This is a genomic window from Streptomyces sp. NBC_01497, from assembly GCF_036250695.1.
Classification (GTDB): Bacteria; Actinomycetota; Actinomycetes; order Streptomycetales; family Streptomycetaceae; genus Streptomyces.
The window spans coordinates 5,079,326-5,103,368 of record NZ_CP109427.1 but is presented as its reverse complement, the minus strand read 5'-3'; the positions used below and the strand labels follow the sequence as shown (position 1 = coordinate 5,103,368).

Here is a 24,043-nt window from a genome sequence, read left to right as displayed (position 1 = left end):
GGTGTGCCTCAGCGCCAGTCCAGCGCCCTGCGCGGGGTCCCCGACGCACCGCTCTCGGGGGTCCTGACCGCGAGGATCTGGTTCACGCCGATCTTGTTCCGCTCGAAGGACAGCGCGGACGCCGCCATGTAGAGCCGCCACACCCGGGCCCGCCCGGGCGATGTCGCCCGTACGGCGTCCCGCCAGTTCTCCTCCAGGTTCGCCACCCAGCGGCGCAGGGTCAGCGCGTAGTGCTCCCGGATGGAGTGCACGTCCCGGGCCTCGAACCCGGCCTCCTCCAACGTGGCGAGCGTCCGGCCGACCGGCGCGAGTTCCCCGTCGGGGAAGACGTAGCGGTCGATGAACGCGTCGATCTCGTACGCCTCGTCGTGGGCGAGCGGTCTGCGCGCGATCTGGTGGTTCAGCAGCCGGCCGCCCGGCTTGAGCAGGGCGTACAGGACGTCCGCGTACTCACGGAACTGGACGGACCCGACGTGCTCGGCCATGCCGATCGACGAGATCGCGTCGTAGGGCCCGTCCTTGACGTCCCGGTAGTCCTGGACGCGGATCTCGACGCGGTCGGTCAGGCCCGCGTCGGCGACACGCTTGCGCGCGTACGCGGCCTGTTCGCGGGAGAGCGTGACGCCGGTGACGTGGGCGCCGTACTCGCGGGCCGCGTGCAGGGCCATGCTGCCCCAGCCGCAGCCGACGTCGAGGAGCCGGTCGCCCTCCTTGAGGTCGAGCTTGCGGCACACGAGGTCGAGCTTGTCGCGCTGGGCGTCCTCCAGCGTGAAGCCCGGCGCGTCGTCCCAGTAGGCGCACGAGTAGACCATCGAGGGGCCGAGCACCATCCCGTAGAAGTCGTTGCCGACGTCGTAGTGGTGGCTGATGGCCTGCTTGTCACGGCGCTTGGTGTGTATCGTCCCGGCCCGGCCCCGGATCTCCTCCACCGGCGGCGGGGGCGGCGGGAAGGGCCCGGCGAGCTGGAGGAACTGCTTCGCCGCGGAGCGCACCTTCGGGTCGAGCGCGGACAGCTTGTGCGGTTCCGCGTCCGTGCGCTCCCAGATGAAGGACGCGAGCCGGTCGAGCACCTCGTACAGGTCGCCCTCGACATCGAGGTCGCCGGAGACGTAGGCCCGGGCAAGGCCCAACTCGCCCGGCTTCCACATGATGCGGCGCAGGGCCCGCCGGCTACGGATCACCACGGTCGGTCCCTCCGCGGGACCTGCCGTACTGCCGTCCCATGCCCGGATGCGTACCGGGGGCGGCGCCCCGATCAGCTCCTGGGTCAGAGCGGACAGCCGCGACGCGGCGTCGGCCATGGCGCACACCTCCGTGTTCAGGTCTGGGTTTGTTCAACACCACGTAAACACCGCGGGGGTCCCGTTGCGATCCCGTTGGAGCGTAACGGGACGGCAAAATACTTGCCCCTACCACGCACCTTGCCGTGAACACCGTGGCGGGAAGCCGGCGAGCGCACCCGGACGAGACCGTACCCGGCTGCGGACGGACATGGACATGAGAAAGCCGCCCGCACCACGGATGGCGGGCGGCCTTCTCGGTTCTGGGGTGTTTCCGGCGCGTCCTTGAGCCGGCCTCGACGACCCTCGGGCCCGGTGTGCCGCCTGGGCGGCCCGACCCGGGCCGGGGGTCAGCTGGCCTTGGCCTTCTCGGGTTCGGCGGGAGCCGCCGCCACCGGCTTCGGGGCCGGCTTCGCGGCCTCGTAGAACTCCTCGCGCGGCGTCTCCATGGCGCCCAGGGACACGACCTCGCGCTTGAGGAACATGCCCAGGGTCCAGTCGGCGATGACCCGGATCTTGCGGTTGAACGTCGGCATCGCCATGCCGTGGTAGCCACGGTGCATGTACCAGGCCAGACGGCCGCGCAGCTTGATCTTCGTCTTGCCGAAGACGATCATCGCGACGCCCTTGTGCAGACCGAGGCCCGCCACCGCGCCCTTGTTGGCGTGGCTGTACTCCCGCTGCGGGAAGCCCCGCATACCGGAGATGACGTTGTCGCCGAGGACCTTCGCCTGCCGCAGCGCGTGCTGCGCGTTCGGCGGGCACCAGGCGTTCTCGTTGCCCGCCTTGCGGCCGACCATGTCCGGCACCTGGGCGTTGTCGCCCGCGGCCCAGATGTAGTCGGTGCCCTGCACCTGGAGCGTCGCGGCGGCGTCGACGTGGCCACGGGGGCCGAGCGGGAGGCCGTAGCGCGCGAGCGCCGGGTTGGGCTTGACGCCCGCGGTCCACACGATGGTGTTCGCGTCGACCTCAAGGCCGTTGTTCAGGACCACGTGGCCGTCGACGCAGGAGTCCATGCCGGTCTTGAGGTAGATCTCGACACCGCGGCCCTCAAGGTGCTCCTTGCCCCAGGTGCCCAGCTTCGGGCCGACCTCGGGAAGGATCTTGTCGGCGACGTCGACGAGGACGAAGCGCATGTCCTCGCGCTTGACGTTGGTGTAGTACTTGGCCGCGTCGCGCGCCATGTCCTCCACCTCGCCGACGGTCTCGGCGCCGGCGAAACCGCCACCGACGAAGACGAAGGTGAGCGCCTTGCGGCGGATCTCCTCGTCCGTCGTGGAGTCGGCCTTGTCGAGCTGCTCCAGCACGTGGTTGCGCAGGCCGATGGCCTCCTCGACACCCTTCATACCGATGCCCTGCTCGGCGAGGCCGGGGATCGGGAAGGTGCGGGAGACGGCGCCGAGCGCGATCACCAGGTAGTCGAAGGGCAGCTCGTACGCCTCGCCGACCAGCGGCGCGACGGTGGCGACCTTGCGGTCCTGGTCGATGGTGGTGACGCGGCCTGTCAGTACCTCGGCCTTGGGCAGCACGCGTCGCAGCGGGACGACGACGTGCCGAGGCGAGATGTTCCCGGCCGCGGCTTCGGGAAGAAAGGGCTGATACGTCATGTACGAGCGCGGGTCCACGACCGTGACGGTCGCTTCGCCGTACCGCATCTTCTTCAGAATGCGGCGAGCCGCGTACAAGCCAACGTACCCACCGCCTACAACGAGGATCCTGGGACGCTCCGTGGTGCTCATGCCATCGAGTATCCACCCGCTCCGAGGGGGGTCCTCGTGAGCCCCTTCACAAGAAGGTGGACAGGGTGTGTTACCCTGCCCGGCCGCTCACCGAGGGTGCACGACCGGCCCCATGCCTACCGGACGGTACGGAGCCCGGTCACACCCGCGCTGAGCTGCCCGTCCGTCGCTTCGCGCGAGGGCGGAGGCGGGTGCTGCCGGCCTCGCCGCGCCCTGGTCCGGCCCGCTCGTTCGTGGCGGCCGCCGCTCCGTGGAGAGCCTTTCCACCCCGTTGGGGGTCATGCCGGACCCGGCGGTGCAATTTTCCTTGTGAAGAACTTCACGAAGTTTTGATAGTGGCCCCGCCCCGGCGTTTCGGGACGTGCCGCGCGGTGGTCCCGCGAGCCTAACCCGAGCGGTCCCGACGGGACCCTCACCGGTACGCGCGAGGTGGCGGAGAGCGCGTTCACGGGCCGGCGCGGCATGCTCCCGGCCGGGCCCGACGCGCCGGCCGCGGCGCCGTGCGCAGGGCACGAACACCGCGGCCGGGGCGGGCAGTCGCCCAGCCGGGCGGCCGGTCAGCCGTCCCGCAGGAAGGACGGTCCAGCGGTCAGCCGGGCGGCCGCTCAGCGCCAGCTGTAGGTGGCGGTGGCTCCCGCGGCGAGCGTGGCGGTGAAGCCGCGGCCGCCGGAGACGACGGTCACCGGCTCGGACGCCGTGCCGCTGGTGTTGTGGGCGACGACGGCCGTGGATCCGTCGGGGTTCACGAACGCCGACGTCTGCACCGGGCTGTCGGTGGCGTCGCTGCGCGCCGCGCTCGCGCCGACGTGCACGGCACCGGGCTTCACGAAGCGGGAGAGGTGACCGAGCGCGTAGTACTGCGCGTTGTAGGTGACGACACCGGTCGTGGAGTTGACGGTGACGGTGCCGTTGCACGTGCCGCAGCCGCCCTGGTGCGGGTTGTGGTTCTCGTCGAGCGCGATGTTCCAGTACGTGACCGTCTTGGCCCAGTTGTTGACCGAGTCGAGGCCGGTCGTGATGGTGCCGCCCTCGCACTCCGTCTCGTAGATGTCCTTGCCGGGGAAGGACGCCCGCAGCGCCGTCATCGCCGACGCGTCGCCCGCGTAGCAGTGGTACGCGGTTCCGTCGATCCACTTCGCGGCGCTCGACGCGAGCAGGTCGTAGGGGTAGTTGACCTCGGGGTCCTCGCCGACGGCCTCATGTGCCTTGATGTCGTTGGGGTGTTCGGACCAGTTGTGGTCGTAGCCGAGGATCTTCGTGTCCAGGCCGGCCTTCTTGAGAGCGGGGCCGAGCGCGTCGATGACCTTGGTCTCCTGCTCGAACGACATGTCCGAGCCGGGGTAGTTGTTCCGGTTGAGCGCCTGCGGTTCGTTCTGCACCGTCAGGTAGTCGACCGTGACGCCGTTCGCCGCGTACGCCTTGACGAACTTGACCAGGTAGTCCGCGTACGCCCGGTAGATGGCGGGCGAGTCGATCAGCTTGCCGTCGATCATGGAGTCGCCGGTCTTCATCCAGCCCGGCGGGGACCAGGGAGTACCCACGATCTTCAGGCCGGGGTTGAGCTTCTCGGCCTGCCGGAGCAGCGGCAGGATCTGCTTCTGGTCGTGGGCGACGGAGAAGTGCTTCAGGCCGTAGTCCTTCTGACCCGCCGGCATGTCGTCGAGGCTGTAGTCGGCGCCCTTGACGAAGTCGGAGGCGCCGATGGGCTGGCGCAGGAAGCTGGTGCCGTCGCCGGTCTCCGGGTCGAAGAGGTTCTTCATGACCGTGTCCCGCTGGTCCTTCGGGATGCCGTAGAGGACCTGTGCGGACGAGTCGGTGACCGAGGCGCCGAAGCCGGTCATGGTCTGGTACTTCACCTGCGGGTCGACCCGCACGGTGGTGCCGTCGGCCGGCGCCCCCGCGGAGACCGGCGCCGCGGTCAGCCGGTCCGTTGTGGCTCCGGACTGGCCCTTGGCACCGGAGGTCCACGCCTCCACCTGGCGCGGGGCGGACGGGCCGTGGTGGTCCTGGTGGCCGGGGGCGGCCGAGGCGGAGACGCCGGTCACGGCGAGACCGGCGGTGGCGACGAGGGCGACGGCGAGGCTGAGGGCGCGGGCCCGGGGACGACGTGGACGCATCTGACTCTCCGTTGAGTGGGGGCGGGGCGCGGGTGGAACCGGAGGACTCAGGAACGGGCGGAACGGGAGAAGGGCGGTGGGGCGAAAGCGCTTTCACGACCTGGGCCGGAGTCAAACCCCGGGGACACCGAGCCGTCAAGACCATGAACACGACAGATGTATGTGAACGGAGAGCGGCTCGCGGCAGCGCACGCCACAGGACCGGGGCGGTGCGTGCCCGCCGCATCGCGCTTACTCGCCCGCCGGCAAACGCACGTCGGTCCCCGGCCGTCGGCGCATGGACACCCGGTGCCCTCCCGCTTACATGTCCGCCACGGCCGAACGCGCGGCGACCGCAAGGGGAAGCCCTGCCCGCGCCGGGGCGGAGCGCATCCATCGCGCGGAGGAGGAGGGCGCGCCCACGCTGATCACCCGCAACGCCGGCCGATGGCCGGAAGCTGCCACTGTGCCGCCGCAGCGCACAGGAACGGCTGCCTCACACCGCACCGCCACCGTCTTCGGCGCACAGGAACGGCTGCCTCACGCCGCACCGCCACCGTCTTCGGCGCACAGGTCCGCGACCAGTTCGGCCCTCGCCGGCGTCGGACCGCGCCGGTCCAGGGACGCTTCCGCCTGCCGGGCCGCCAGGGCATCGGCTGCTTCCTCCGGCGTGGGGAACTCCGCGAGGGAAGCCACGGCCGCGAGAAAGGCCTGACGACGCAGAGGCCAGGACTCGTGGGTCCCACGGACCTCCATCGGCTCCGGGCCGGCGGCTACCGGGCCGTGCGCGGGACCGAGGACGGTGAACCCCGTCGTTCCCGTCGCCACGGCCGGCGACCGCCGCGACGCCCGACGCGCCATCCGGCGGGTTCATCCGGTCGGCCGGGTGAACCCGTCCGCACACGGGCCGGCCCCCGGACTCACGCGGGGGCGGACTGCGCGGACCCGTGGCCTCCGCGCCACCGCCCCCGCGGGGTCACGCACCCGCTTCGGCCACGCTCCAGGCGATGCCGTCCAGGATGTCGTGTTCGCTGACGACGACCTCGGCCGCCGACGTGCGTTCCATGATCGTCTGAAGGATCAGGGCGCCCACCCCGATCACGTCCACCCGCCCGGGATGGATCACCGGGTTCGCGGCGCGCTCCGCGTGGGTCGCCGCGAGCAGCGTCGCCGTGATGTCCTTGACCTGCTCGTACGAGACCCGTGAGCGGTGGATGGCCGCCGAGTCGTACGCCGTGAGCCCCTGCGCGATCGCGCCCACCGTCGTCACCGAGCCCGCGAGTCCCACCAGCGTCGTGGAGTCCCGCATCGGAACGGTCGCAGCCGCCTCGTCGATCGCCCGCTCGATGTCCGCGCGGATCGCCGCGATCTGCGCGGCGGTCGGCGGGTCCGTCAGCTCGCCGTCGTGCAGCAGATGACGTTCCGTCAGGCGTACGCAGCCGATGTCGACCGAACGCGCCGCCCGTACCCGCTCGTCGCCGAGGACGAACTCGGTGGAGCCGCCGCCGATGTCGACCACCAGCGCCGCCTGGTGGGTGGCGAGTTCGCGGGTCGCGCCGGTGAAGGAGAGCGCCGCCTCCTCGTCGCCGGTGATGACCTCGGGCCGCACGCCCAGGATGTCGAGCACGCCGCCGACGAAGTCGTCGCGGTTGGAGGCGTCCCGCGAGGCGGACGTGGCGACGAAGCGGACACGCGAGACGTCGTGCGCCGCGATCACCTCCGCGTAGGCGCGGCACGCGGCGAACGTCCGCTCCAGCGCCTCCGGCGCCAGCCGGCCCGTGCGGTCCACGCCCTGGCCCAGCCGGACGATCTCCATCCGCCGGTCCAGGTCGGTCAGCGAACCCGTCGCCGGGTCGGCCTCTGCCACCAGCAGCCGGATCGAGTTGGTGCCGCAGTCGATCGCCGCAACCTTGGTCATTCGCCCGTCTCCGTCGTCGTTTCCTGTTCGTGCGGGGCCCGCGGGGCCTGGACGCACGCGGCGTCCACGCACGGGCCCTTCCGCCACCACTGCGGCAGCAGGGCGATCGCCTCGTCGCCCAGCGGGTTGACGCCGGGACCCGCCGCCAGGGAGTGCGCCACCAGCACGTGCAGGCACTTCACCCGGTCCGGCATGCCGCCCGCGCTCGGGAAGTTCGCCAGCACCTCGATCGCGTCGCGGCGCGCGAGGTAGTCCTCGTGCGCGGCCCGGTACGCGGCGGCCAGTTCCGGGTCCCTCGCGAGGCGTTCGGTCATCTCCTTCATGACGCCGTTCGCCTCCAGCGTGCCGATCGCGGACGCGGCGCGCGGGCAGGTCAGGTAGTACGTGGTCGGGAACGGCGTCCCGTCCGGCAGGCGCGGCGCGGTCTCCACCACGTCGGGCAGCCCGCACGGGCAGCGGTGCGCGATGGCGCGCAGCCCGCGCGGCGGCCGGCCGAGCTGGGCCCGGAAGGCCGCGATGTCGTCCGCCGTGGGCGGCTCGGTGCGTTCAGTCTGCGGAGGAGGGGTTTCCATGGCTGGTCTGTACTGCCTTGCTGCTCGTTGGGGGACCGTGCGTAAAGGGCCGCGCCCCGCGGTCCTCAGTTCTTCGCGCCGCCCCGCGTCGCGTCCGCGCCGGTGCCCGTACCGGTCCTGGTACGCACCGCCGCCGCCGTGTCCGCGTGGTCGACGTCGTCCATCATGTTCGCGTACCAGGGGCGGTTCGCGGGCCCGATCGCCTGCTGCTCCTGCTTGACGGCGCTCGGGGCGTTCATCGTGTACCCCTTCTCCCCCGGCATCACGAAGTGCAGGCGCTCGCGCGCGAGCCGTTCGACGTAGGCGTCGTCCTGGAGCCTGGCCTTCTCGTCCCGCAACTTCTCGACCTGCGCCTTCGCCTCCCGCGCGGTCCGCTGCTGGTCGGCGATGTCGCCCTGCTGCGAGACGTACTGCCGCATCGGGTACGCGAGCGCGACGACCAGCGTGCACAGCACCAGCGCGAGGAACGCGGCGCGTCCCGTCAGCCGGGAGCGGTGCGCCTGTCTGCGGTTCTGCGAGCGGTAGACGCGGGCCGCCGTCTGCTCGCCGAGCACCCGCAGCCGCGTCGCGGTGGAGAAGCGGTCCTCGGAACGGCCCCCGCCGGAACGGCCACCCGTGGAACGGCCGCCTCCGCCGCGGCGCGACGGAACACCCGGTTCCCTCACGGGCGTCCGGCCGGGGACGGGGTCGCGGGGACGGCGCTCGCCGGTGCGGTCGCCGGCGCCGTTACGCGCTCCGTCCCGGTCTCCGGTGCGTGCCATGGCCACACTCCCTGTCACCTGTCGTACGTCCCGTACGTACGTGCGCGTCCCCGGACACGGTACGGGACCATGGCCGGGGACGCGGTGACACGAGGGGGTCTCAGCTCTCCGTGCCGCGGAAACGCGGGAACGCGCTGCGTCCGGCGTACACGGCGGCGTCGTCGAGGATCTCCTCGATGCGCAGCAGCTGGTTGTACTTGGCGACACGGTCCGAGCGGGCCGGGGCGCCGGTCTTGATCTGACCGCAGTTCACCGCGACGGCCAGGTCGGCGATGGTGACGTCCTCGGTCTCGCCCGAGCGGTGCGACATCATGCACTTGAAGCCGTTGCGCTGGGCCAGCTCGACGGCGTCCAGTGTCTCGGTCAGCGAACCGATCTGGTTCACCTTCACCAGCAGGGCGTTGGCCGCGCCCTCCTCGATGCCGCGGGCCAGGCGCTCGGGGTTGGTGACGAACAGGTCGTCACCGACGATCTGCACCTTCGCGCCGAGCTGGTCCGTGATGGTCTTCCAGCCGGCCCAGTCCTCCTCGTGCAGCGGGTCCTCGATGGAGACCAGCGGGTACGCGTCGACGAGCTCCGCGTAGTACGCCGTCATCTCCTCGGCGGACCGGGTCTTGCCCTCGAACTCGTAACTGCCGTCCTTGTAGAACTCGGAGGCGGCGACGTCCAGGGCGAAGGCGATGTCGCGGCCCGGCACGTAGCCGGCCTCGTTCACGGCCTCCAGGATGAGGTCGAGCGCGGCGCGGTTCGACTCCAGGTTCGGCGCGAAGCCGCCCTCGTCGCCGAGCCCCGTCGAAAGGCCCTTGCTCTTCAGGACCTTCTTCAGCGTGTGGTAGACCTCGGCACCCCAGCGCAGCGCCTCGGAGAAGGACTCCGCGCCGATCGGCGCGATCATGAATTCCTGAATGTCGACATTCGAGTCGGCGTGGGCGCCGCCGTTCAGGATGTTCATCATCGGCACCGGCAGCAGGTGCGCGTTCGGGCCGCCGAGGTAACGGAACAGGGGCAGGTCGGACGCCTCGGACGCGGCGTGCGCCACGGCGAGCGAGACGCCGAGGATGGCGTTCGCGCCGAGCGAGGACTTGTCGGGGGTCGCGTCCAGGTCGAACATCGCCTGGTCGATGAGGCGCTGTTCGGTGGCGTCGTACCCGACCAGCTCGGGGCCGATCTGCTCGATCACCGCGAGCACGGCCTTCTCCACGCCCTTGCCCTGGTAGCGGTTCTGGTCACCGTCCCGCAGCTCAAGGGCCTCGAAGGCGCCGGTGGAGGCGCCGGAGGGGACGGCAGCACGGCCGGTGCTGCCGTCGTCGAGGCCGACCTCGACCTCGACGGTGGGGTTACCTCGGGAGTCGAGGATTTCCCGGGCTACGACGACGTCGATCGACGGCACGAGCATCTCCTTCTGGGAAGTGACGTGGGGAGCGCAGGGTCTGCGTCTGTAGTCCTTGCGCCAAGAGCCTAACCGGCGCGGGCGCCGGGAAGTGCCCCGGGCAGTCCCCACGCCCATACGTGCGGGGGCCGGACGCCCGGACGGGTGGCCGGGCGATCACATGGGCGCGCGGGCCGCCAGATGCGCGGTGACAAATCCGGCGAACCGGCGGCCGACGACCGCCGCGGTCACCGGGGACGGTTCGCCTCCCCGGCGGACCGTCGCCGGGGGCGGGAACCCCCCGGCGCACGCGACCGAGGGCGGGCGAACCTCCCCGCACGTTCCGGGAAGTTCGCCCCCGTCCGGGCGCCCGGTGGACGACGAAGCGGCCCGGCCCTCGGGGGGCCGGACCGCTCCAACCGGCCGGGGACCGTCGCGTCAGGGTTCTCGTCCGGGTGGCGCCGCGCCCGGCGCCCCGTCTCCCCCAGCCGGCCGGTGGGAGACCGACCGGGCCCGCCGGAGCAGGTCCGGCCGAACGGCCGGGTGGGAGCGGTGCGCGGGAACGGTGCGCGGGAGTACCGGTCAGTGCAGGTGCAGCTGCTGGCCCGGGTAGATCACGTCGGCGTCCGTGACGATCTTCTTGTTCAGGTCGAACAGCTTCTTCCAGCCGCCCTTGACGTGGTGCGCCGAGGCGATCGTGGACAGGGTGTCGCCGCCCTTGACCTTGTACTCACCGTCACCCTTCTTGATCACGGTGGGGCGGGCGCTGCCACGGCTCGCGGGCTGGGCCGGGCGCTGCCGCGCCGGGCTCGCCTGCGGCTGGCTCTGCTGCTTGGCCGGGGCCGACTGTGTGGAGGTGGAGGTGCTCGGGGCCGCACCGGAGCCGCCGGGGCCCGAGAGGCCCTTGCCGCACACCGGCCAGGCGCCCTTGCCCTGGCCCGCGAGGACCTTCTCGCCGATGGCGATCTGCTGGGACTTCGAGGCCTGGTTGGCCTGGGCCGCGTAGGCGGTGCCGCCGTACGCCGACCAGGTGGAGCTGGTGAACTGGAGGCCGCCGTAGAAGCCGTTGCCGGTGTTGATCGCCCAGTTGCCGCCGGACTCGCAACTCGCGACCTGGTCCCACTCGGAGACGGACGCGGCGGAGGCCGACGTGGCGGACAGCAGCGGGACCGCGACGACGGCGCCGGTGACGCCTGCGAGCGCGGCGTAGCGGACGGCCTTGGACGGGCGACGGTGCTTGTGGGACTTGCTCGAACGCAGCATGAAGCATCTCCTCACCGACGCCTGCGAGGTCAGCTGTCGGGTTCGGGCGCAGTGAGTTGCCCGGTCGCGATCGGCCCACGTGTGTGGTCCACGCGGTACGCACTGGCGGTGCGTACCGCTCGCGGCTTAACCCCAAGCCGGGCCGCTGGGCCGTCCTTCACGGACAGCCTTCCCGGTCCGGCGGCGGAACCTTGGGTCCCCCGCTCCTGCCTTCGGCGCTTGACGCGACGACTGTTCCGGTCGACCGACGGCAGGATTCGGCGTTTCGGTCGACAGGGCCCGCGGTGCGAGCGGTGAAGACCGTAAACATACGACTGTCAGATCTTCAAAGAAGGACATCCCGGTAATAACACTCATAGCGTTCACCCGGGTGGCGGCATTTCCCCAGGTGAGCCCTGAAAAAGGCGAATCTGACGGCCCATTTCGACCAAACAACCCGAAGAGACGCTTGTCTCATTTTCACAGAATCGGACATAGGGGGCCGAACTGACAGCGCACGGGGGCCACTTCGTGGCCACCCGTGCGCCGTCCCCGCTTCGCCTGAGGCGTCAGCCCACCGGGAGGCTGAGACTCTGGCCAGGAACGATGTGGTTCGGATCGGACCCGAGCGCGGCCTTGTTCGCCTCGTACAGGGCCTGCCAGCCGCCGTCCACCCGCTGGCCCACCGCGATACCGGAGAGACTGTCGCCGGCGTGGACGGTGTAGCGGGCCCCGGAATCCGCCGCCGGGGTCCCCGCGTCTGACGAAGTGTCACCCGATCCGACCTGGCGTCCGGTTTGGCCGGTCTGACCCCCACCGTCCGTTTCGGACGTCGGGGTGGAGGTGCGGGACGCCTCGGTCGCGGCGCCGCCACGGTGCTTGCCTCCGGTCACCGCCGAACCCGAGGGCGCCGGCGTGACCGTCGTCGTACCGGGCGCGCCGGTCCCGCCGGGCACGGCCGCCGACGACGGCGTGCCGGACGCGCCGACGCCACCCGGGGCGCCCAGGGCACCCTGAGCGCCCTGCGTGCCGGACGGCGTGCCGGTGGCCGAGGGAGTCGCGGTGGCACGCGCGGCGGCGCCGGCCGGCGCCGCGTCGGGAGAGGTCCAGGTGACCTCGTCCGGGAACTGGAACAGCGAACGCGAGGCGCCCCCGGCGTGCGTGCCGGAGTAGTGCGGCGCGAAGGGGATGTGGATGACGGGCGTCGCGCCCGAGTCCGGTACGACACCCGGCAGGTCGGAGTTGCCGATGGAACCCGCGCCGCTCGTCTCCGAGCCGGACGCGAGACCGCCGCTGTTGTCGCGGCTCACGCTGAGCGGGAAACCCCCGTCGTCGGTGGAGGGCGCGGTGCCCGGCGTCGCGGCGCGGTGCTTGCCGCCCCTCGCGGAGGTGCCGCCGCCCGCCTTGCCGTGCCCCGAGCCGGAGACACCCGGCGACGCGGAGCCCGAGGGGCTCGCGGACGGGTTCGGCGTACCGCTCGTGCCGTCGTCCCCCGTCGCCGTGCCACCGGACGTCTGGGAACTTCCGGACGGGTCGGGGGTGGCCGTGCCGCCCGTCGTCGCCGGGGTGCCGGACGGGTTCGTCGCGGCGGAGCCGCCCGAACCGTGCGAGCCGCCGAGCAGGCCGCCCAGGACAGCGCCCAGACCCCCGCCGTCGGTGCCGCTCCCGTCAGAGCTCGGCGCCGGCTTGGATTGCGGCAGACCGGCCGAGTCCGCACAGCTCGCCCAGGTCTGGGGGCCCTGCCCCGCGAGGATCTTCTCCGCCACCGCGATCTGCTGGGACTTGGTGGCCAGGTCGGGACGGGCGGCGTAGTCGCTGCCGCCGAACTGGTCCCAGGTGTCCTGAGTGATCTGGAGGCCGCCGAAGTAGCCGTTGCTGAGGTTGGCGCTCCACTGTCCGCCGCTCTCGCAGGCGGCGACCTTGTCCCAAGTGGAAGCGTCCGCCGCGTGCGCGCTCGCGGCGCCGAGCAGCGGAATGGCGATGGCGGAACCGGTCACCCCTGCGGCCACGACGATGGCGGGCGCCTGGCGGGGGCGACGGTGTCGACCGTTCCCGGACATGCGATTACCTTCCGTTTACGTGGTCACGCATGGAATGCGCGACGCGCGAAGCGACTCACGGCCCTGGGGCTGTACACGTCACCTGTGACCGGTGAGTCGCTCGGAAACGTAGCGTCAGTCGAACGCTTGTCACAAGTCGGTGCAGCGGAGATCACGCGAATATCACAGAGTTGATACGACCTCAGTCACGCAGGGGTGCGAAGCGGACCGGAAGCGTGCGCAGACCCCGCATGATGAGACCACCACGCCACCGCAATTCGGCCGGATCGGCCGCAAGCCGCAGATCGGGCAAGCGCGTCAGCAGCGACACGAGCGCCGTGCGCCCTTCGAGGCGGGCGAGCGGTGCGCCGAGACAGTAGTGGATTCCGTGGCCGTAGCCGAGGTGTTGATTGTCACGCCGGCCGAGGTCGAGGGTGTCGGGCGCGGCGAACCGCTCGGGGTCGCGGTTCGCCGCGGCGAGCACCACGAGAACCGGGTCCCCGGTGGCGATGGACCGGCCGCCGATCGTCAGCGGCTCGGTGGCGTAACGCCAGGTGGCGAGCTCAACAGGGCCGTCGTACCGCAGCAGTTCCTCGATGCCCGTGGCGAGCGGCGACTCGTCGCCCGCGCGCAGCGCGTCCTGGAGCACGGCCCGCTGCCCGGGGTTGCGCAACAGGGCGAACACCCCATTGCCGATCAAGTTCACTGTCGTCTCGAATCCGGCGAAAAGCAACACGAAGCACATCGCGGCCACTTCGTTCTCCGTCAGGCTCTCCTCGTGGTCGCTGGCGCGGATGAGGCCGGAGATGAGGTCGTCGCCGAGCGCCTGCCGTTTGCGGTGGATCAGGTCCGCGAGGTACGCCCTGATCTTCTTTACGGCCCGTGCGACGCCGCCGCGCGGCCCGCCCCCGTGGCGGATCATCATGCCCGCCCAGTCCCGGAAGTCGTCCTGGTCCTCGGGGGGCACGCCGAGGAGGTCGCAGATCGCGTAGATCGGCAGCGGGAACGCGAAATCATGGATGAGGTCGGCGGACCCGGTGGCCGCGAACCGGTCGATGAGCTGGTCGGACAGCTCCTGCACGCGGGGCGCGAACTCGGCCACCCGGCGAGGGGTGAACGCCTTCGAGACGAGCCGGCGCAGCCGGGTGTGGTCCGGCGGGTCGATGTTCAGCAGATGCGTCATCAGATCCGCGCCCCGCTCCCCCGGGATCCCGGTCTTGCCCCGGGCGTGCGCCGGCTCGGAATGGTGCACCGGGTTCTTCGACAGCCGGGTCTCCGCGAGCGCCACGCGGGCGTCCGCGTACCGCGTCACGAGCCACGCCTCCACCCCGCTGGGCAACCGCGTCCACCGCACGGGCTCGTGCTCGCGCAGCCAGGCGTACGCGGGGTACGGGTCGGAGGCGAACTCCCAGGAGAAGAGTTCGGGGGACGGTGAAGCGGCATCGGACATGCCTGAACGGTACGGCGCACGCCCTCCGGCGGCGCACGCCCGTCCCCTATATACACACCGGTGCGAAAGCCCTGCACGCCCCGGCGCGTACACGCCTCGCCCCGGACCGCCGGAGCACGCGAAGGCTCCGCGGCACGTCACGCCGGAGCGCGCGGAAGTGCCCCGGCGCGGGCCGCCGGGGGCGCGGGCGGGGGCAGCCGGGGGCGCTGCCGCTCGCAGCCAGGGACCCGGGGAACGGTGATCCTCCAAGGGGCGTTGGAGTCGAGAATCCGACGGCACCGACCAGGGGCATCCGCGCCCGGCGGACGCCACACATCCAGCGGCGCCGCCCGGTTGCCTGCCCTTGCCCCCTTCCGCACGCGCCCGCAAAGGTGCGCGTATATAGGGGACGCACCGTCACCGGGCGGGACCTGATTGCTGGGGCCTCCGGCGTACGGCGCGGCCACTCACAGCCCGCCACGGCTGCTGTACCGGTTTCGCTCCGCGAGCCGCGAGCGCAGCCGGTCCGCGTCCGGCAACGCGTCGGCTCGCCGCACGGCGCCGGTCTCGCTCCGGGTCTCCGCGCCCTCCGGGGCCGTCACTTCGTCGTCCAGCCCGCGATCGGGGCAAACTGCCTGCCCGCAACGGCACGGGGGCCATTTCAGACCGTCGCCCGGAGCGGGCTCCGCGCCGTCGGCGGATTCCCCGGCTCCTGCCGTGCGGACCACGAGGATCCCGTCGGCGCCGAACCGACTCGTCAACCCGGCCAGGAACTTCCTGGCATCACTTCCGCTCATGCCCTGCTCACCTCGTCCGTTGTGGAGTGGGGTCCGGGGACCGAACACGAGGCCCGCCACCCGTCACAACCAGGCTGTCGTTACGGTCCGCGCACGCACAGGGACGGAGCGTCCTGCTTTTCGCACGCTAAGCGGCGACCCCCAGGAACTCCGCCAGCGCCCTCAGCCCCGCAGGTCGATTGGGCAGTTCCCACAGGTCTTCGACGATCGCCACCGCCAGCGTGTGGTGGCGCATCCAGGTCGGTGCCACACGGCGCAGTGACTCCAGGGTCTTCACCGCGCCGTCGGCATCACCGAGGTCCGTGTGCGCGCGGGCCACGTCCAGCAGCAGCCAGGTGCGCCAGGAGGGCGGGGTGTCCTTGGCGAGGCGCATGCCGCGCGCGAGGTCGAGGGCGTCCTCGGGGCGGCCGAACTGGACGGCGAGCCGCACGCGTTCGATGCGCACCGACGACGTACTGAAGACGGAGACCATCCGGTTGTCCTCGGCGGCCGGGAGGTCCTTGAGCCGTTGCGCGGCCGCTTCGGCGGCGCGCATCATCTCGTCCGCCCGCTCGTAGTCGCCGCCGCGCGCGTAGCTCGTGGCGGCGGACATCAGCAGGCCGCCCCGTACCTTGACCGCCTCGGCGGTGATCTGGAGGCCCCGCTCCATCGACTCGGCCGCGTGCAGGGCCACGTCCCGGGCGTCGTCCAGGCGCCCCTGCCGCTGGTAGGTCCAGGCGACGGAGTTGACGATCATCAACGCGAGCAGCGGGTCGCAGGACGCGGCCTCTTCCGCCGCCGTCATGGCGCGCTCCAGGCTCGCGAGCGCGAGGTCGGTCTTGCCCATCCGGACGGCGAGGTGCCCGCCCAGCTGGAGTGCCTTGCACAGGGCGACCGGGTCCGCCGCGCGGCGCGCCGCACCGATCAGTTCGGGAAGGACGGACATCAGCCGCTCGAACTCGGCGTCGTGGTACAGGGTCCAGGCCTCGGCGATCCGTTCGCGCAGGTCCGGTACGAGTGGCCCGTCGGGCGGGGCCGCGAACAGGGGCGGCATGATGGCGCGCCGCACCGCGACGAACTGCGGGGCGTCCGCCTCCCCGTTGGACGCCACGCCGGGCGGGTCGCCGAGCAGGGACGTCAGCTCGACGCCGAGGCCCGCCGCCAGCGCGTGCAGGGTCGGCAGCCGCGCGGAGTGCTTGCGGCGCTGCTCCAGCCGACGGATGACGTCGACGGACACACCGGAGCGTTCGGCGAGTTCCTCCTGGGTCAGTTTGGCCAGGCGCCGCAGCCGCCGCAGCTTCTCACCAAGGTGCTCTCCGCCTTCTGACGCCATGGCCCCACCGTAAGCCTCGCCACGTGCTTCGTATGCTGGTCCGGCGCACGCGAGGGAAGGGATCACCGGCATGGGGACCGCAGTGCTGCGGGAGGGCGAGTACCGCAGGGTGCCGTGGAAGAACGGCGGCGGGACCACGCTGGAGGTCGCCGCTTGCCCGTCCGCCGACGGGGATGGTTTCGACTGGCGGGTGAGTGTCGCGGACGTGGCCTTCGAGGGGCCGTTCTCCGCCTTCCCGGGGGTGGACCGGGTGATCACGCTGGTCGACGGCGACGGCATGGTGCTGAGCGTGGACGGCGTGGAGCACCGGCTCGCGCCCCTGGAGCCGTTCGCGTTCCCGGGGGACGCCATAACGGCCTGCCGCCTTCCGGGCGGCCCCGCGCGCGACCTGAACCTGATGACGCGCCGGGGCCGTACGGCGGGGCGGGTGCGGGTCGTCGGCGTCGCCGGCGTCCTCGATCTGGACTGCGCGAGCGACGAGACCCTGCTCGTGCTGCCCGTCGACGGTGGTATCGCCCTGGGCGGGGACGACGGACGTGCGGCTCCGCCGGGGCGCCTGGACTGCGTACGGCAGGACGGTACGGGCCCGTTGCGCCTGCGCGGACGGGGCAGGGTCGTGGAGATCCGGGTCGCTCCGGCGCGCTGACGGCGCCAACTGGCCGGTTCCCCGCGTGCGTTGCCCAGGGAGCCGACCGGTTCCGCGGCCGGTCCACAATGGTGCGCGGAACCTTCCGGAGAAGAGGAACGCTGACATGACGTCCATACCGGTCACAGATGTGCCACGAACCGCCGAGGAGTGGAGGGGCTACCTCGTCGAGTACGGCGGGGTGTTCGTGCGGACCGCGAACGAGTACGTGCGCCCGCGTCTGACCGCTGAGCAGATCGAGACCCACTGGCTGGGCGCCGAGCCGGCGGACGAGGAGACCCTCACGGCGACCGAACAACGCCTGGGTACCCGCCTCCCGCCGAGTCTGCGGACCTTCCTGAGCGTCACCGACGGCTGGCAGGGCGTCGGCGGGTGGATCGACGAGATCGGGCCGTGCGCCGGGATCGACTGGCTGCGGAACACCGACAGGGGCGCCCACCTGATCGAGATCTACACGGAAGTGGACGAGGAGGTCGGCGAACCGGGTGAGCTGTCGGCGCTGTTCGGGCGCGCCCTGGTGATCGCCGAAGGCGAAGATCTCTGGCTGCTCGATCCCGCCGCGACCGGCCCGGACGGCGAGTGGGCCGCCCACGAGTTCGCGCCCAAGTACGGGGAGGCCACCGATCACCCGGGCTTCGCCGAACTGCTTGACGCCAGCAGGGATTTGATGATCACGCTCGCCGGGGACGAGGACTAGTCGGTACGCCGCGCCTTCTCCGTGGCCCTGATCGCGTCGCGGTAGGTGCGGGCAGCCGCGCGCAGGGCGGTCTCCGGGTCGACGCCCTGGGACTCCGCCTCGGCGGCCAGGGCGAGCAGGGCGTAGCCCAGCGGGTTGTCCTCGGTGGGCAGTTCGATGCTCAGGCGGGCCGACCTGGCGCGGCTCGACAGTTTCGCCGCGAGGGCCAGGGCGGGCTGGCCCAGGGGGATGCCGTCGGTGACGGAGGTGCGGTGCGCTTTCTCCACGGCCTTCGTGCGCTCCCACAGGGCGTGCACGTCGTCGGGGGTGTGTGCGCTCTCGTCACCGAAGACGTGCGGGTGGCGGTGGATCAGCTTCTCCACGAGGGTCGCGGCGACGTCGTCGATGGAGAACGTGTCGTCGGGGTCCTGCGCGTCCTCGGCGATGCGCGCGTGGAAGACGACCTGGAGCAGGACGTCCCCGAGTTCCTCGCGCAGTTCGTCCGCGTCACCGTCCTCGATGGCCTCGACGAGTTCGTACGCCTCCTCGATTCCGTACTTCGCGAGGCCCTTGTGGGTCTGCGTCGACGTCCAGGGGCACTCCCGCCTGATCCGGTCCATGACCTGCACGAGGTCGAGCAGGCGCGCGCCGGGCAGGTCGTACGAGCCGGGCAGCAGTTCCAGGTCCGGCATCCGGACACGGCCGGAGCCGGCGAGGCGGGCGAGACCGTCGGTCAGGGCCGTGTCGGTGTCGTCGCCTGCCGCTGACGGGATCACCACGAGCGTCGTGCCGGGCGGGCAGGCGTCGACGAGTTCCTCCGCCGTCGGCACCGCGGGCTCGACCGTGACGCCGGCGTCCCGCACGTACGGGAGCTGGGGATGGCGGGGGTCGGCGCACAGCACGCGGTCGGCGGTGCGCAGCGTCTCCCACGCCTGCCAGGACAGCAGTCCCGGCGCGACCCGGTGGCTCACCGTGAGCAGGACGATCCGGCCCGCGGCCGGCTGGGTGGTGGTCTTCTCCGTCACCCTTCCGAACTTACCCGCAGCGGGCCACCGACCCCTCATGCGTGCGCGTCACATGTCCGACGGCTCCTGGGCCTGCGTGTCGCCCGAGACCTGCTTGATCCAGTCGGTCCTGGTGGAGCCGAGCGCGACCTTGGCGTCGTCCCAGGTCCCGTAGCGCGGGTTGACGTCGACGTGCAGGTCCTTCGACGTCTTCGTGAGCACGGTGAGCAGTTTCTGCTGCCCCGCGGGGGTGGTGGTGTCGCCGCCGACGGCCGCCGCCAGCTTCGACATGAGGACGTCCCTGCGGACGGCCTCGTCGATCTGACCGGGTGTCAGCGCACCCTGCTGGAGCAGCGAGGCCTGCAGCTGCTTCTCGCCGCCGGACTGTGCCGCCGCCTGCTGCCGCGCGGTCTGCACCTCGTGGCGGCTGGCGGACACGCCGGCGTCCCGGGCCGCGCGGTCCAGGATGCGGTCGAAGATCATGCCGTTCAGCTTGGCCTGGCTGAGCTGCGGGCTGTTGCTGATCAGCTGCGCGGACCCGGGGGACGCCTGCTGCGCCGTGCGTACGTCGTCCACCTCGCCCTGGAGGGCGGCCACCGTGAGGCGCTGCCCTCCGACGACGGCGGCCGCTCCCGGGTGCGGCGCGCCTGAGCACGCGGCAAGCAGCGGTACCCCCGCCACCAGCGCTACGGAGAGGGAAAACAGGCCGCGGTGACGGCTGTTGGGGCGCTTCAGGCGGTTCAAGGGGGCCTCCCGAGAGATTGTGCTTCGGTGCACAAGCCTTGCAGTGATCGATGGTAGGCAGTCTCAGTGGCGTGGGCCACTGCCTGGACCAACGATTCAGCCGCGAACCGGGTGCGTGAGCCCCTCCGTCCTCGGTCCATCGGGCCGCGTCATGATCGTCCGGGAGACGACGAAGGTGATCGGGATGGCCGCCGCGGCCGCGATGAGCGGCGCGTATGTGTCGTTCATGCCGAGCAGGTCGACGAGGACGTAGACACCGCCGGTGGTGATGACGAAGTTCGCCAGGTTGGTCAGCGGGAACAGCAGGAACTTCCGCAGGGTCGGCCGGGTCCGGTAGGTGAACCAGCTGTTGAGGAAGAACGATCCGATCATGCTCAGGATGAACGCGATGACGTGGGCGACGACGTAGGGCAGGCCCGCGCCGTTCAGGAGCGCCAGGTAGAAGACGTAGTACGTACCGGTGTTGACGGCTCCGACGAGGGCGAAGCGGATCAGCTGCGACCAGGTCCTCGCGCGGGAGGCCGGCGCCGCCGGCTCCGGGAGCGCCGGAGCCGGCGTCGGGAGGGTCATCCGCGGACCAGCTCTCCCCTGCCGGGCGTCGTGCCGCCGGCGGTCCCGGCCGCGGGGTCGGGCACCGTGCCGTCGGTCCTGGCCTGCCCGGCCCGGGCACCGTCGGTGCGCAAGTCCTCGTCGGTCGCCGCGACGAGGTAGTGCGGCCTGCGCTTGACCTCGTAGTAGATGCGGCCCACGTACTCGCCCACCACTCCGATCATCACCATCTGGACGCCGGAGAGCGCGGTGATGGCGACGAGCAGCGTCGCGTAACCGGGGGTGCCGACACCGTTGACGAGGGTCGTCACGACGATCCACGCGGCGTACAGCATCGCGAGCGAGAGCAGCAGGAAACCGAGGTACAGCGCGGCGCGCAGGGGCTTGTTGTTGAAGGATATGAGCCCGTCGAGGCCGTAGTTGAGGAGTTTGCCGAAGCTCCATTTCGAGCGGCCCTGCTCGCGCACGGCGTTCTCGTACGCGAAGGTCGCGGTGCGGAAGCCGACCCAGGCGAATATCCCCTTGGAGAAGCGGTTGTTCTCCGAGAGCCGCAGTACCGCGTCCACGGTGCGGCGGGAAAGCAGCCTGAAGTCCCCTACTCCGTCGACGAGTTCGACGTCGACCAAGCGGTTGATCGTCCAGTAGTAGGCGCGGGCCATCACGGTCCTCGTGACCCGGTCGCCCTTGCGGGTGCGCTTCGCGATGACTTGGTCGTAGCCCTGCGCGTGCAGTTCCAGCATGCGGCGGACCAGCTCTGGCGGGTGCTGCAGGTCGGCGTCCATGATGACCACGGCGTCCCCGGCGGCGTGCTGGAGGCCGGCGAGCATCGCGGCCTCCTTGCCGAAGTTGCGGCTGAAGGAGACGTACCGCGCGCGCGGATCCGCTTTCGCACCGGCCTCCAGCAGGGCGAGCGTCGCGTCCCGGCTCCCGTCGTCCACGTAGACGAGTTCGAATTCGTGGCCGAGGTCCTGGGTCAACGTGACGAGTTCCCTGGTCACATGGGCGTGGAAGCGTTCGATGATCTCCGCTTCGTTGAAACACGGGACAACTATCGAGATCAGCACAGGGAAACAACACCCGAAGGGCATGTCCACGGCGGAAGGTAAACATGAATATCTCACAGCTGACTCATGAACGAACGCCGCCAACTGCCGTGTCTCACCGCGGGGCTGGCATATTCGATCACTATGCCCACCCTGGAATCCGTACGCGGCCTCGTGCGCGGTCGCCCGGCGGCTCTCGCCGCCCTGATCACCGCGGTCGCCGTGTGCGCCGGCGACGCCGCGGCCCGCCAATACCCGTTCGGCAGGCACGCCCGCGGGATCAACGATCTCGGTGCTCAGTTCGTACCCTTCCACGCGCACCTGTGGGACCTGCTCCACGGAAAGGCCCACGGCGGGCTGCTGCTCAACTGGCAGTCCGGCTTCGGCGCCGCGTCGCTGCCGGACCTCGGCACGTACCTCACGAGTCCGTTCGCGCTGCTCGTGGGCGTTTTCCCGCGTGACCGCATCGATCTCGCGGTGTACGTGATCACCGTGCTGAAGATGGTGGCGGCAGCCGCGGCCATGGCGGCCGTCCTGCCCCGGCTGACCCGTGATTTCACCCGTACGGGTGACTTGGTGGCGTTGCGTCACCGAACGAAGCCCGAAGTCGCAACCGGAATGAGACCTTCAGCGCCCACGTGGGCGGGTCCGGGGACCACCGCGGCAGGAGCGCCCTGGTGGGCCGCCGCGTTGCTCGGCGCCACCTACGCGCTCTGCGGCTGGTCCGTCATCGAGGCCTCGTACAACCCGATGTGGCTCGACGGCCTGATCGCCTTCCCGCTGCTGTGCCTGGTCGGCGAGTGGGCGCGCACCGCCCGGCGCCCCGTCGTCGGGCCGCTGATCGTGGCCCTCGCGTGGATCGCCAACTTCTACACCGCGTACATGGCGACCATCGGCGCTGCCCTCGTCCTCATCCTGCGACTGCTGCTCGACCAGGACACAACCGGCCGCGAGCGCGTACGGGCCCTCGTACGGGCCGCGTGGCGAGTGGTGCTGGGCGTGGCGCTCTCCGCACCGGTGCTGCTGCCGGTGTACCTGGGCACCAAGCACGCGTTCCCCGGCTCGACGGCCGTCTTCTCGCCGTCGCCGTGGACCGACGTGTTCGCCCGGGCGCTGCCGGGCACCTACAGCTTCCTCTCGCCCGCCGTCTTCATCGGCGCGGGCGCCCTGCTGCTCGTCGGCGGCCTCGCCTTCGACCGGGCCGTGCCCGCGCGCGAACGCGCCGGCTGGGTCGGCCTGGTCCTCGCCGTCGCGGTGTCCCTGCAGTGGCGCCCCACCAGCCTCGCCTGGCACGCCTTCGCGATACCCAACGGCAGCCCCTACCGGGAGACGTTCGTGCTCGCCGGGGTGGTCGTGGTGGCGGCCTGGGCCGCGCTGTCACGCGGCGGGCCGGGCATCCGGCCCGTGCTGTACGGGACGGCGGTGCTCGCCGCGCTCTGGCTGGGCGCCGCCTCCAGCTCCCTCACGAACAAGCCCGCGCTGGCGCTGTTCGTCCTCGCCGTGGCCGGCACCGCCGGGGGCCTGCTGCTGCTCGCACGCGCCGGCGGCGGGCCGTGGGCCCGCGCGGGACTCCTCGACGGCCACGAGCACGGCACCGGCGTCCCGGGGCCTTCCCGGGGCCGGTCCCCCGGCCGGTGGCTGCCGGCGCTCGGGGCGCTCCTGGTGCTCGGGAGCCTGCTCGGGCAGTCCACCGCGGCCATGGCCTACGGCGACCACGCGAAGCTCATGAAGTTCGAGGCGTACCCGACCTGGGGGGCCGACCAGAGCGCGCGTGCGGCCGCCGTCGCGAAGGCCGACGGCTGGCCCGTGTACCGCACCGACCCGGGGCGCACCCAGATCAGTTCGGACGATCCGCTGCTCATCGGCGGCGAGGGCGCGGGCTACTACAGCAGCATGACGTCCGACACGTACACGACGACCATGCGGGCCCTCGGCGCCGGCTGGACCTCGGGCGGACGGGTCGTGCAGAGCCTCGACAACCCGGTGACGGACGCGATCTTCTCCGTCGGGGCGCGGCTGCGCACCGACCCGGGGCACGCCCCGGTGACGGTCCGCGAGAGCGTCCCGCCGCTGGTGACCGTGCGGCCGGGCAAGCTGCCCGCCGCTCTCGCGACCGGGACGGCCGACGACCCGGCGACCGGGGGGCCCCGCTACGGCGGCTCCCCCTTCCGCAACCAGGAGGCGCTGCTCGGCACCGACGTCTACACGGTGCCCGCCGACCACGTCTGCCCGGTGGGCCGCGAGGCGTACCTGTCGGCCCCCGACTACTGGGGCACGGCGCGGCTCGGCTCCGGCCCCGCCGTCGAGCTGCACGGCGCGCTGCCGAAGTTCCGCGCCGCGGTCGTCTCGCTGGGCACCGTACGGGCGCCCGGTGAACGAATCACCTTCCGCACCAAGGCGGGCAGGCCGGTGGGCCCGAAGTCCTGGAGTGTGGGCTGCCTCGACCGCGGCCGGCTCGCCGCCGCCGTCACCGGCCTGAAGAAGACGGCCGCCGTGTCCGTACAGGTCGGCGACAGCGGCGTGCACGCACGGCTGCCCGAGGGGTCGAGCGGTTACGCGGTCCTCTCCGCCCCGCGCATCGCGGGCTGGAGCTGCGACGGCCGGCCCGCCGACTCCTATCTGGGGCTCGTGGCGGTGGAGCTGCACGGCGGCGACTCGGTCGACTGCTCGTTCCGGCCGCCGGGACTCGTCGCAGGTGGAACAGCTGGTTCCGCCGCTGTTCTCGTGCTCGTGGCCATCGCGTCGTTCTCCCGCCGTCTGCGGGCCTCCAAGCCTTCATCCACCCACCATCCGCGCTTGGTTCGCAGGGATGAACAGCTGAGTTAGG

At 71.6% G+C, this 24,043-nt stretch carries 19 protein-coding genes, 1 pseudogene and 1 riboswitch; of the genes and pseudogenes, 3 read left to right on the top strand and 17 right to left on the bottom strand.

The features are described from left to right. Positions 1–8: 8 nt before the first annotated feature. The 13 genes and pseudogenes from OG310_RS21550 to OG310_RS21490 all read right to left on the bottom strand — a co-directional run bounded on the left by OG310_RS21550 (position 9) and on the right by OG310_RS21490 (position 16,554). Positions 9–1,301 carry a cyclopropane-fatty-acyl-phospholipid synthase family protein gene (locus OG310_RS21550; protein ID WP_329457508.1) on the bottom strand — a complete coding sequence of 431 codons (1,293 nt, stop codon included), beginning with the start codon at positions 1,299–1,301 and terminating at the stop codon, positions 9–11. A gap of 329 nt (positions 1,302–1,630) precedes the next feature. Continuing rightward, positions 1,631–3,019, bottom strand: a complete 1,389-nt coding sequence (locus OG310_RS21545; protein ID WP_329457507.1) for an NAD(P)/FAD-dependent oxidoreductase — start codon at positions 3,017–3,019, stop codon at positions 1,631–1,633. Positions 3,020–3,624: 605 nt separating this feature from the next. Beyond that, on the bottom strand, positions 3,625–5,136 hold the full coding sequence (locus OG310_RS21540) for a glycoside hydrolase family 30 protein (protein WP_329457506.1): 1,512 nt from the start codon (positions 5,134–5,136) through the stop codon (positions 3,625–3,627). A gap of 519 nt (positions 5,137–5,655) precedes the next feature. Beyond that, on the bottom strand, positions 5,656–5,811 hold the full coding sequence (locus OG310_RS21535) for a hypothetical protein (RefSeq protein WP_329457505.1): 156 nt from the start codon (positions 5,809–5,811) through the stop codon (positions 5,656–5,658). Between the two features lie 280 nt (positions 5,812–6,091). Next, positions 6,092–7,033: a Ppx/GppA phosphatase family protein gene (locus tag OG310_RS21530; protein WP_329457504.1), complete on the bottom strand. Its 942-nt coding sequence runs from the start codon at positions 7,031–7,033 to the stop codon at positions 6,092–6,094. Continuing rightward, entirely contained in the window at positions 7,030–7,605 is a 576-nt protein-coding gene (locus OG310_RS21525) for a DUF501 domain-containing protein (protein WP_329457503.1), read from the bottom strand. The genes OG310_RS21530 and OG310_RS21525 overlap by 4 nt, the downstream gene beginning before the upstream one ends. Positions 7,606–7,745: 140 nt before the next feature. Continuing rightward, positions 7,746–8,165, bottom strand: a pseudogene (locus tag OG310_RS21520) (FtsB family cell division protein); the annotation flags it as partial. Positions 8,166–8,466: 301 nt separating this feature from the next. Beyond that, positions 8,467–9,762 (bottom strand): phosphopyruvate hydratase, encoded by a 1,296-nt coding sequence (gene eno, locus OG310_RS21515; protein WP_329457502.1) that lies wholly within the window; start codon positions 9,760–9,762, stop codon positions 8,467–8,469. Between the two features lie 555 nt (positions 9,763–10,317). Further along, on the bottom strand, positions 10,318–10,998 hold the full coding sequence (locus OG310_RS21510; protein WP_329457501.1) for a transglycosylase family protein: 681 nt from the start codon (positions 10,996–10,998) through the stop codon (positions 10,318–10,320). 3 nt (positions 10,999–11,001) lie between these two features. After that, positions 11,002–11,226, bottom strand: a riboswitch (cyclic di-AMP (ydaO/yuaA leader). A 320-nt stretch (positions 11,227–11,546) separates the two neighbouring features. Then, the gene (locus OG310_RS21505; RefSeq protein ID WP_329457500.1) at positions 11,547–13,037 is read right to left on the bottom strand and encodes a transglycosylase family protein; all 1,491 of its coding nucleotides are present in this window, start codon (positions 13,035–13,037) and stop codon (positions 11,547–11,549) included. Between the two features lie 181 nt (positions 13,038–13,218). Further along, entirely contained in the window at positions 13,219–14,466 is a 1,248-nt protein-coding gene (locus OG310_RS21500) for a cytochrome P450 family protein (protein ID WP_329457499.1), read from the bottom strand. 446 nt (positions 14,467–14,912) lie between these two features. After that, positions 14,913–15,242, bottom strand: a complete 330-nt coding sequence (locus OG310_RS21495; protein WP_329457498.1) for a hypothetical protein — start codon at positions 15,240–15,242, stop codon at positions 14,913–14,915. Positions 15,243–15,369: 127 nt separating this feature from the next. Beyond that, positions 15,370–16,554, bottom strand: coding sequence for a helix-turn-helix domain-containing protein (locus OG310_RS21490; protein WP_329457497.1), 1,185 nt, complete (start codon positions 16,552–16,554; stop codon positions 15,370–15,372). 70 nt (positions 16,555–16,624) lie between these two features. Here OG310_RS21490 and OG310_RS21485 point away from each other — a divergent pair, with 70 nt between their 5' ends. Together OG310_RS21485 and OG310_RS21480 are read left to right on the top strand one after the other, a co-directional pair. Then, positions 16,625–17,200 carry a HutD/Ves family protein gene (locus OG310_RS21485; protein ID WP_329457496.1) on the top strand — a complete coding sequence of 192 codons (576 nt, stop codon included), beginning with the start codon at positions 16,625–16,627 and terminating at the stop codon, positions 17,198–17,200. Positions 17,201–17,306: 106 nt separating this feature from the next. After that, the gene (locus OG310_RS21480; protein ID WP_329457495.1) at positions 17,307–17,897 is read left to right on the top strand and encodes an SMI1/KNR4 family protein; all 591 of its coding nucleotides are present in this window, start codon (positions 17,307–17,309) and stop codon (positions 17,895–17,897) included. On the opposite strand, the gene OG310_RS21475 is transcribed toward OG310_RS21480, so the two are convergent. The 4 genes from OG310_RS21475 to OG310_RS21460 form a co-directional block, all read right to left on the bottom strand. After that, positions 17,894–18,940, bottom strand: a complete 1,047-nt coding sequence (locus OG310_RS21475; protein WP_443078707.1) for a nucleoside triphosphate pyrophosphohydrolase — start codon at positions 18,938–18,940, stop codon at positions 17,894–17,896. The genes OG310_RS21480 and OG310_RS21475 overlap by 4 nt on opposite strands. Positions 18,941–18,949: 9 nt before the next feature. Beyond that, complete coding sequence (locus tag OG310_RS21470; protein WP_443078706.1) at positions 18,950–19,624, bottom strand: SurA N-terminal domain-containing protein; 675 nt, start codon at positions 19,622–19,624, stop codon at positions 18,950–18,952. Positions 19,625–19,720: 96 nt separating this feature from the next. Further along, on the bottom strand, positions 19,721–20,119 hold the full coding sequence (locus OG310_RS21465) for a GtrA family protein (RefSeq protein WP_329460300.1): 399 nt from the start codon (positions 20,117–20,119) through the stop codon (positions 19,721–19,723). A gap of 71 nt (positions 20,120–20,190) precedes the next feature. Continuing rightward, positions 20,191–21,237, bottom strand: a complete 1,047-nt coding sequence (locus OG310_RS21460; protein ID WP_329457493.1) for a glycosyltransferase family 2 protein — start codon at positions 21,235–21,237, stop codon at positions 20,191–20,193. 123 nt (positions 21,238–21,360) lie between these two features. Between OG310_RS21460 and OG310_RS21455 the strand changes: the two genes are divergently transcribed. Further along, entirely contained in the window at positions 21,361–24,042 is a 2,682-nt protein-coding gene (locus tag OG310_RS21455; RefSeq protein ID WP_329457492.1) for a YfhO family protein, read from the top strand. Position 24,043 lies beyond the last annotated feature (1 nt).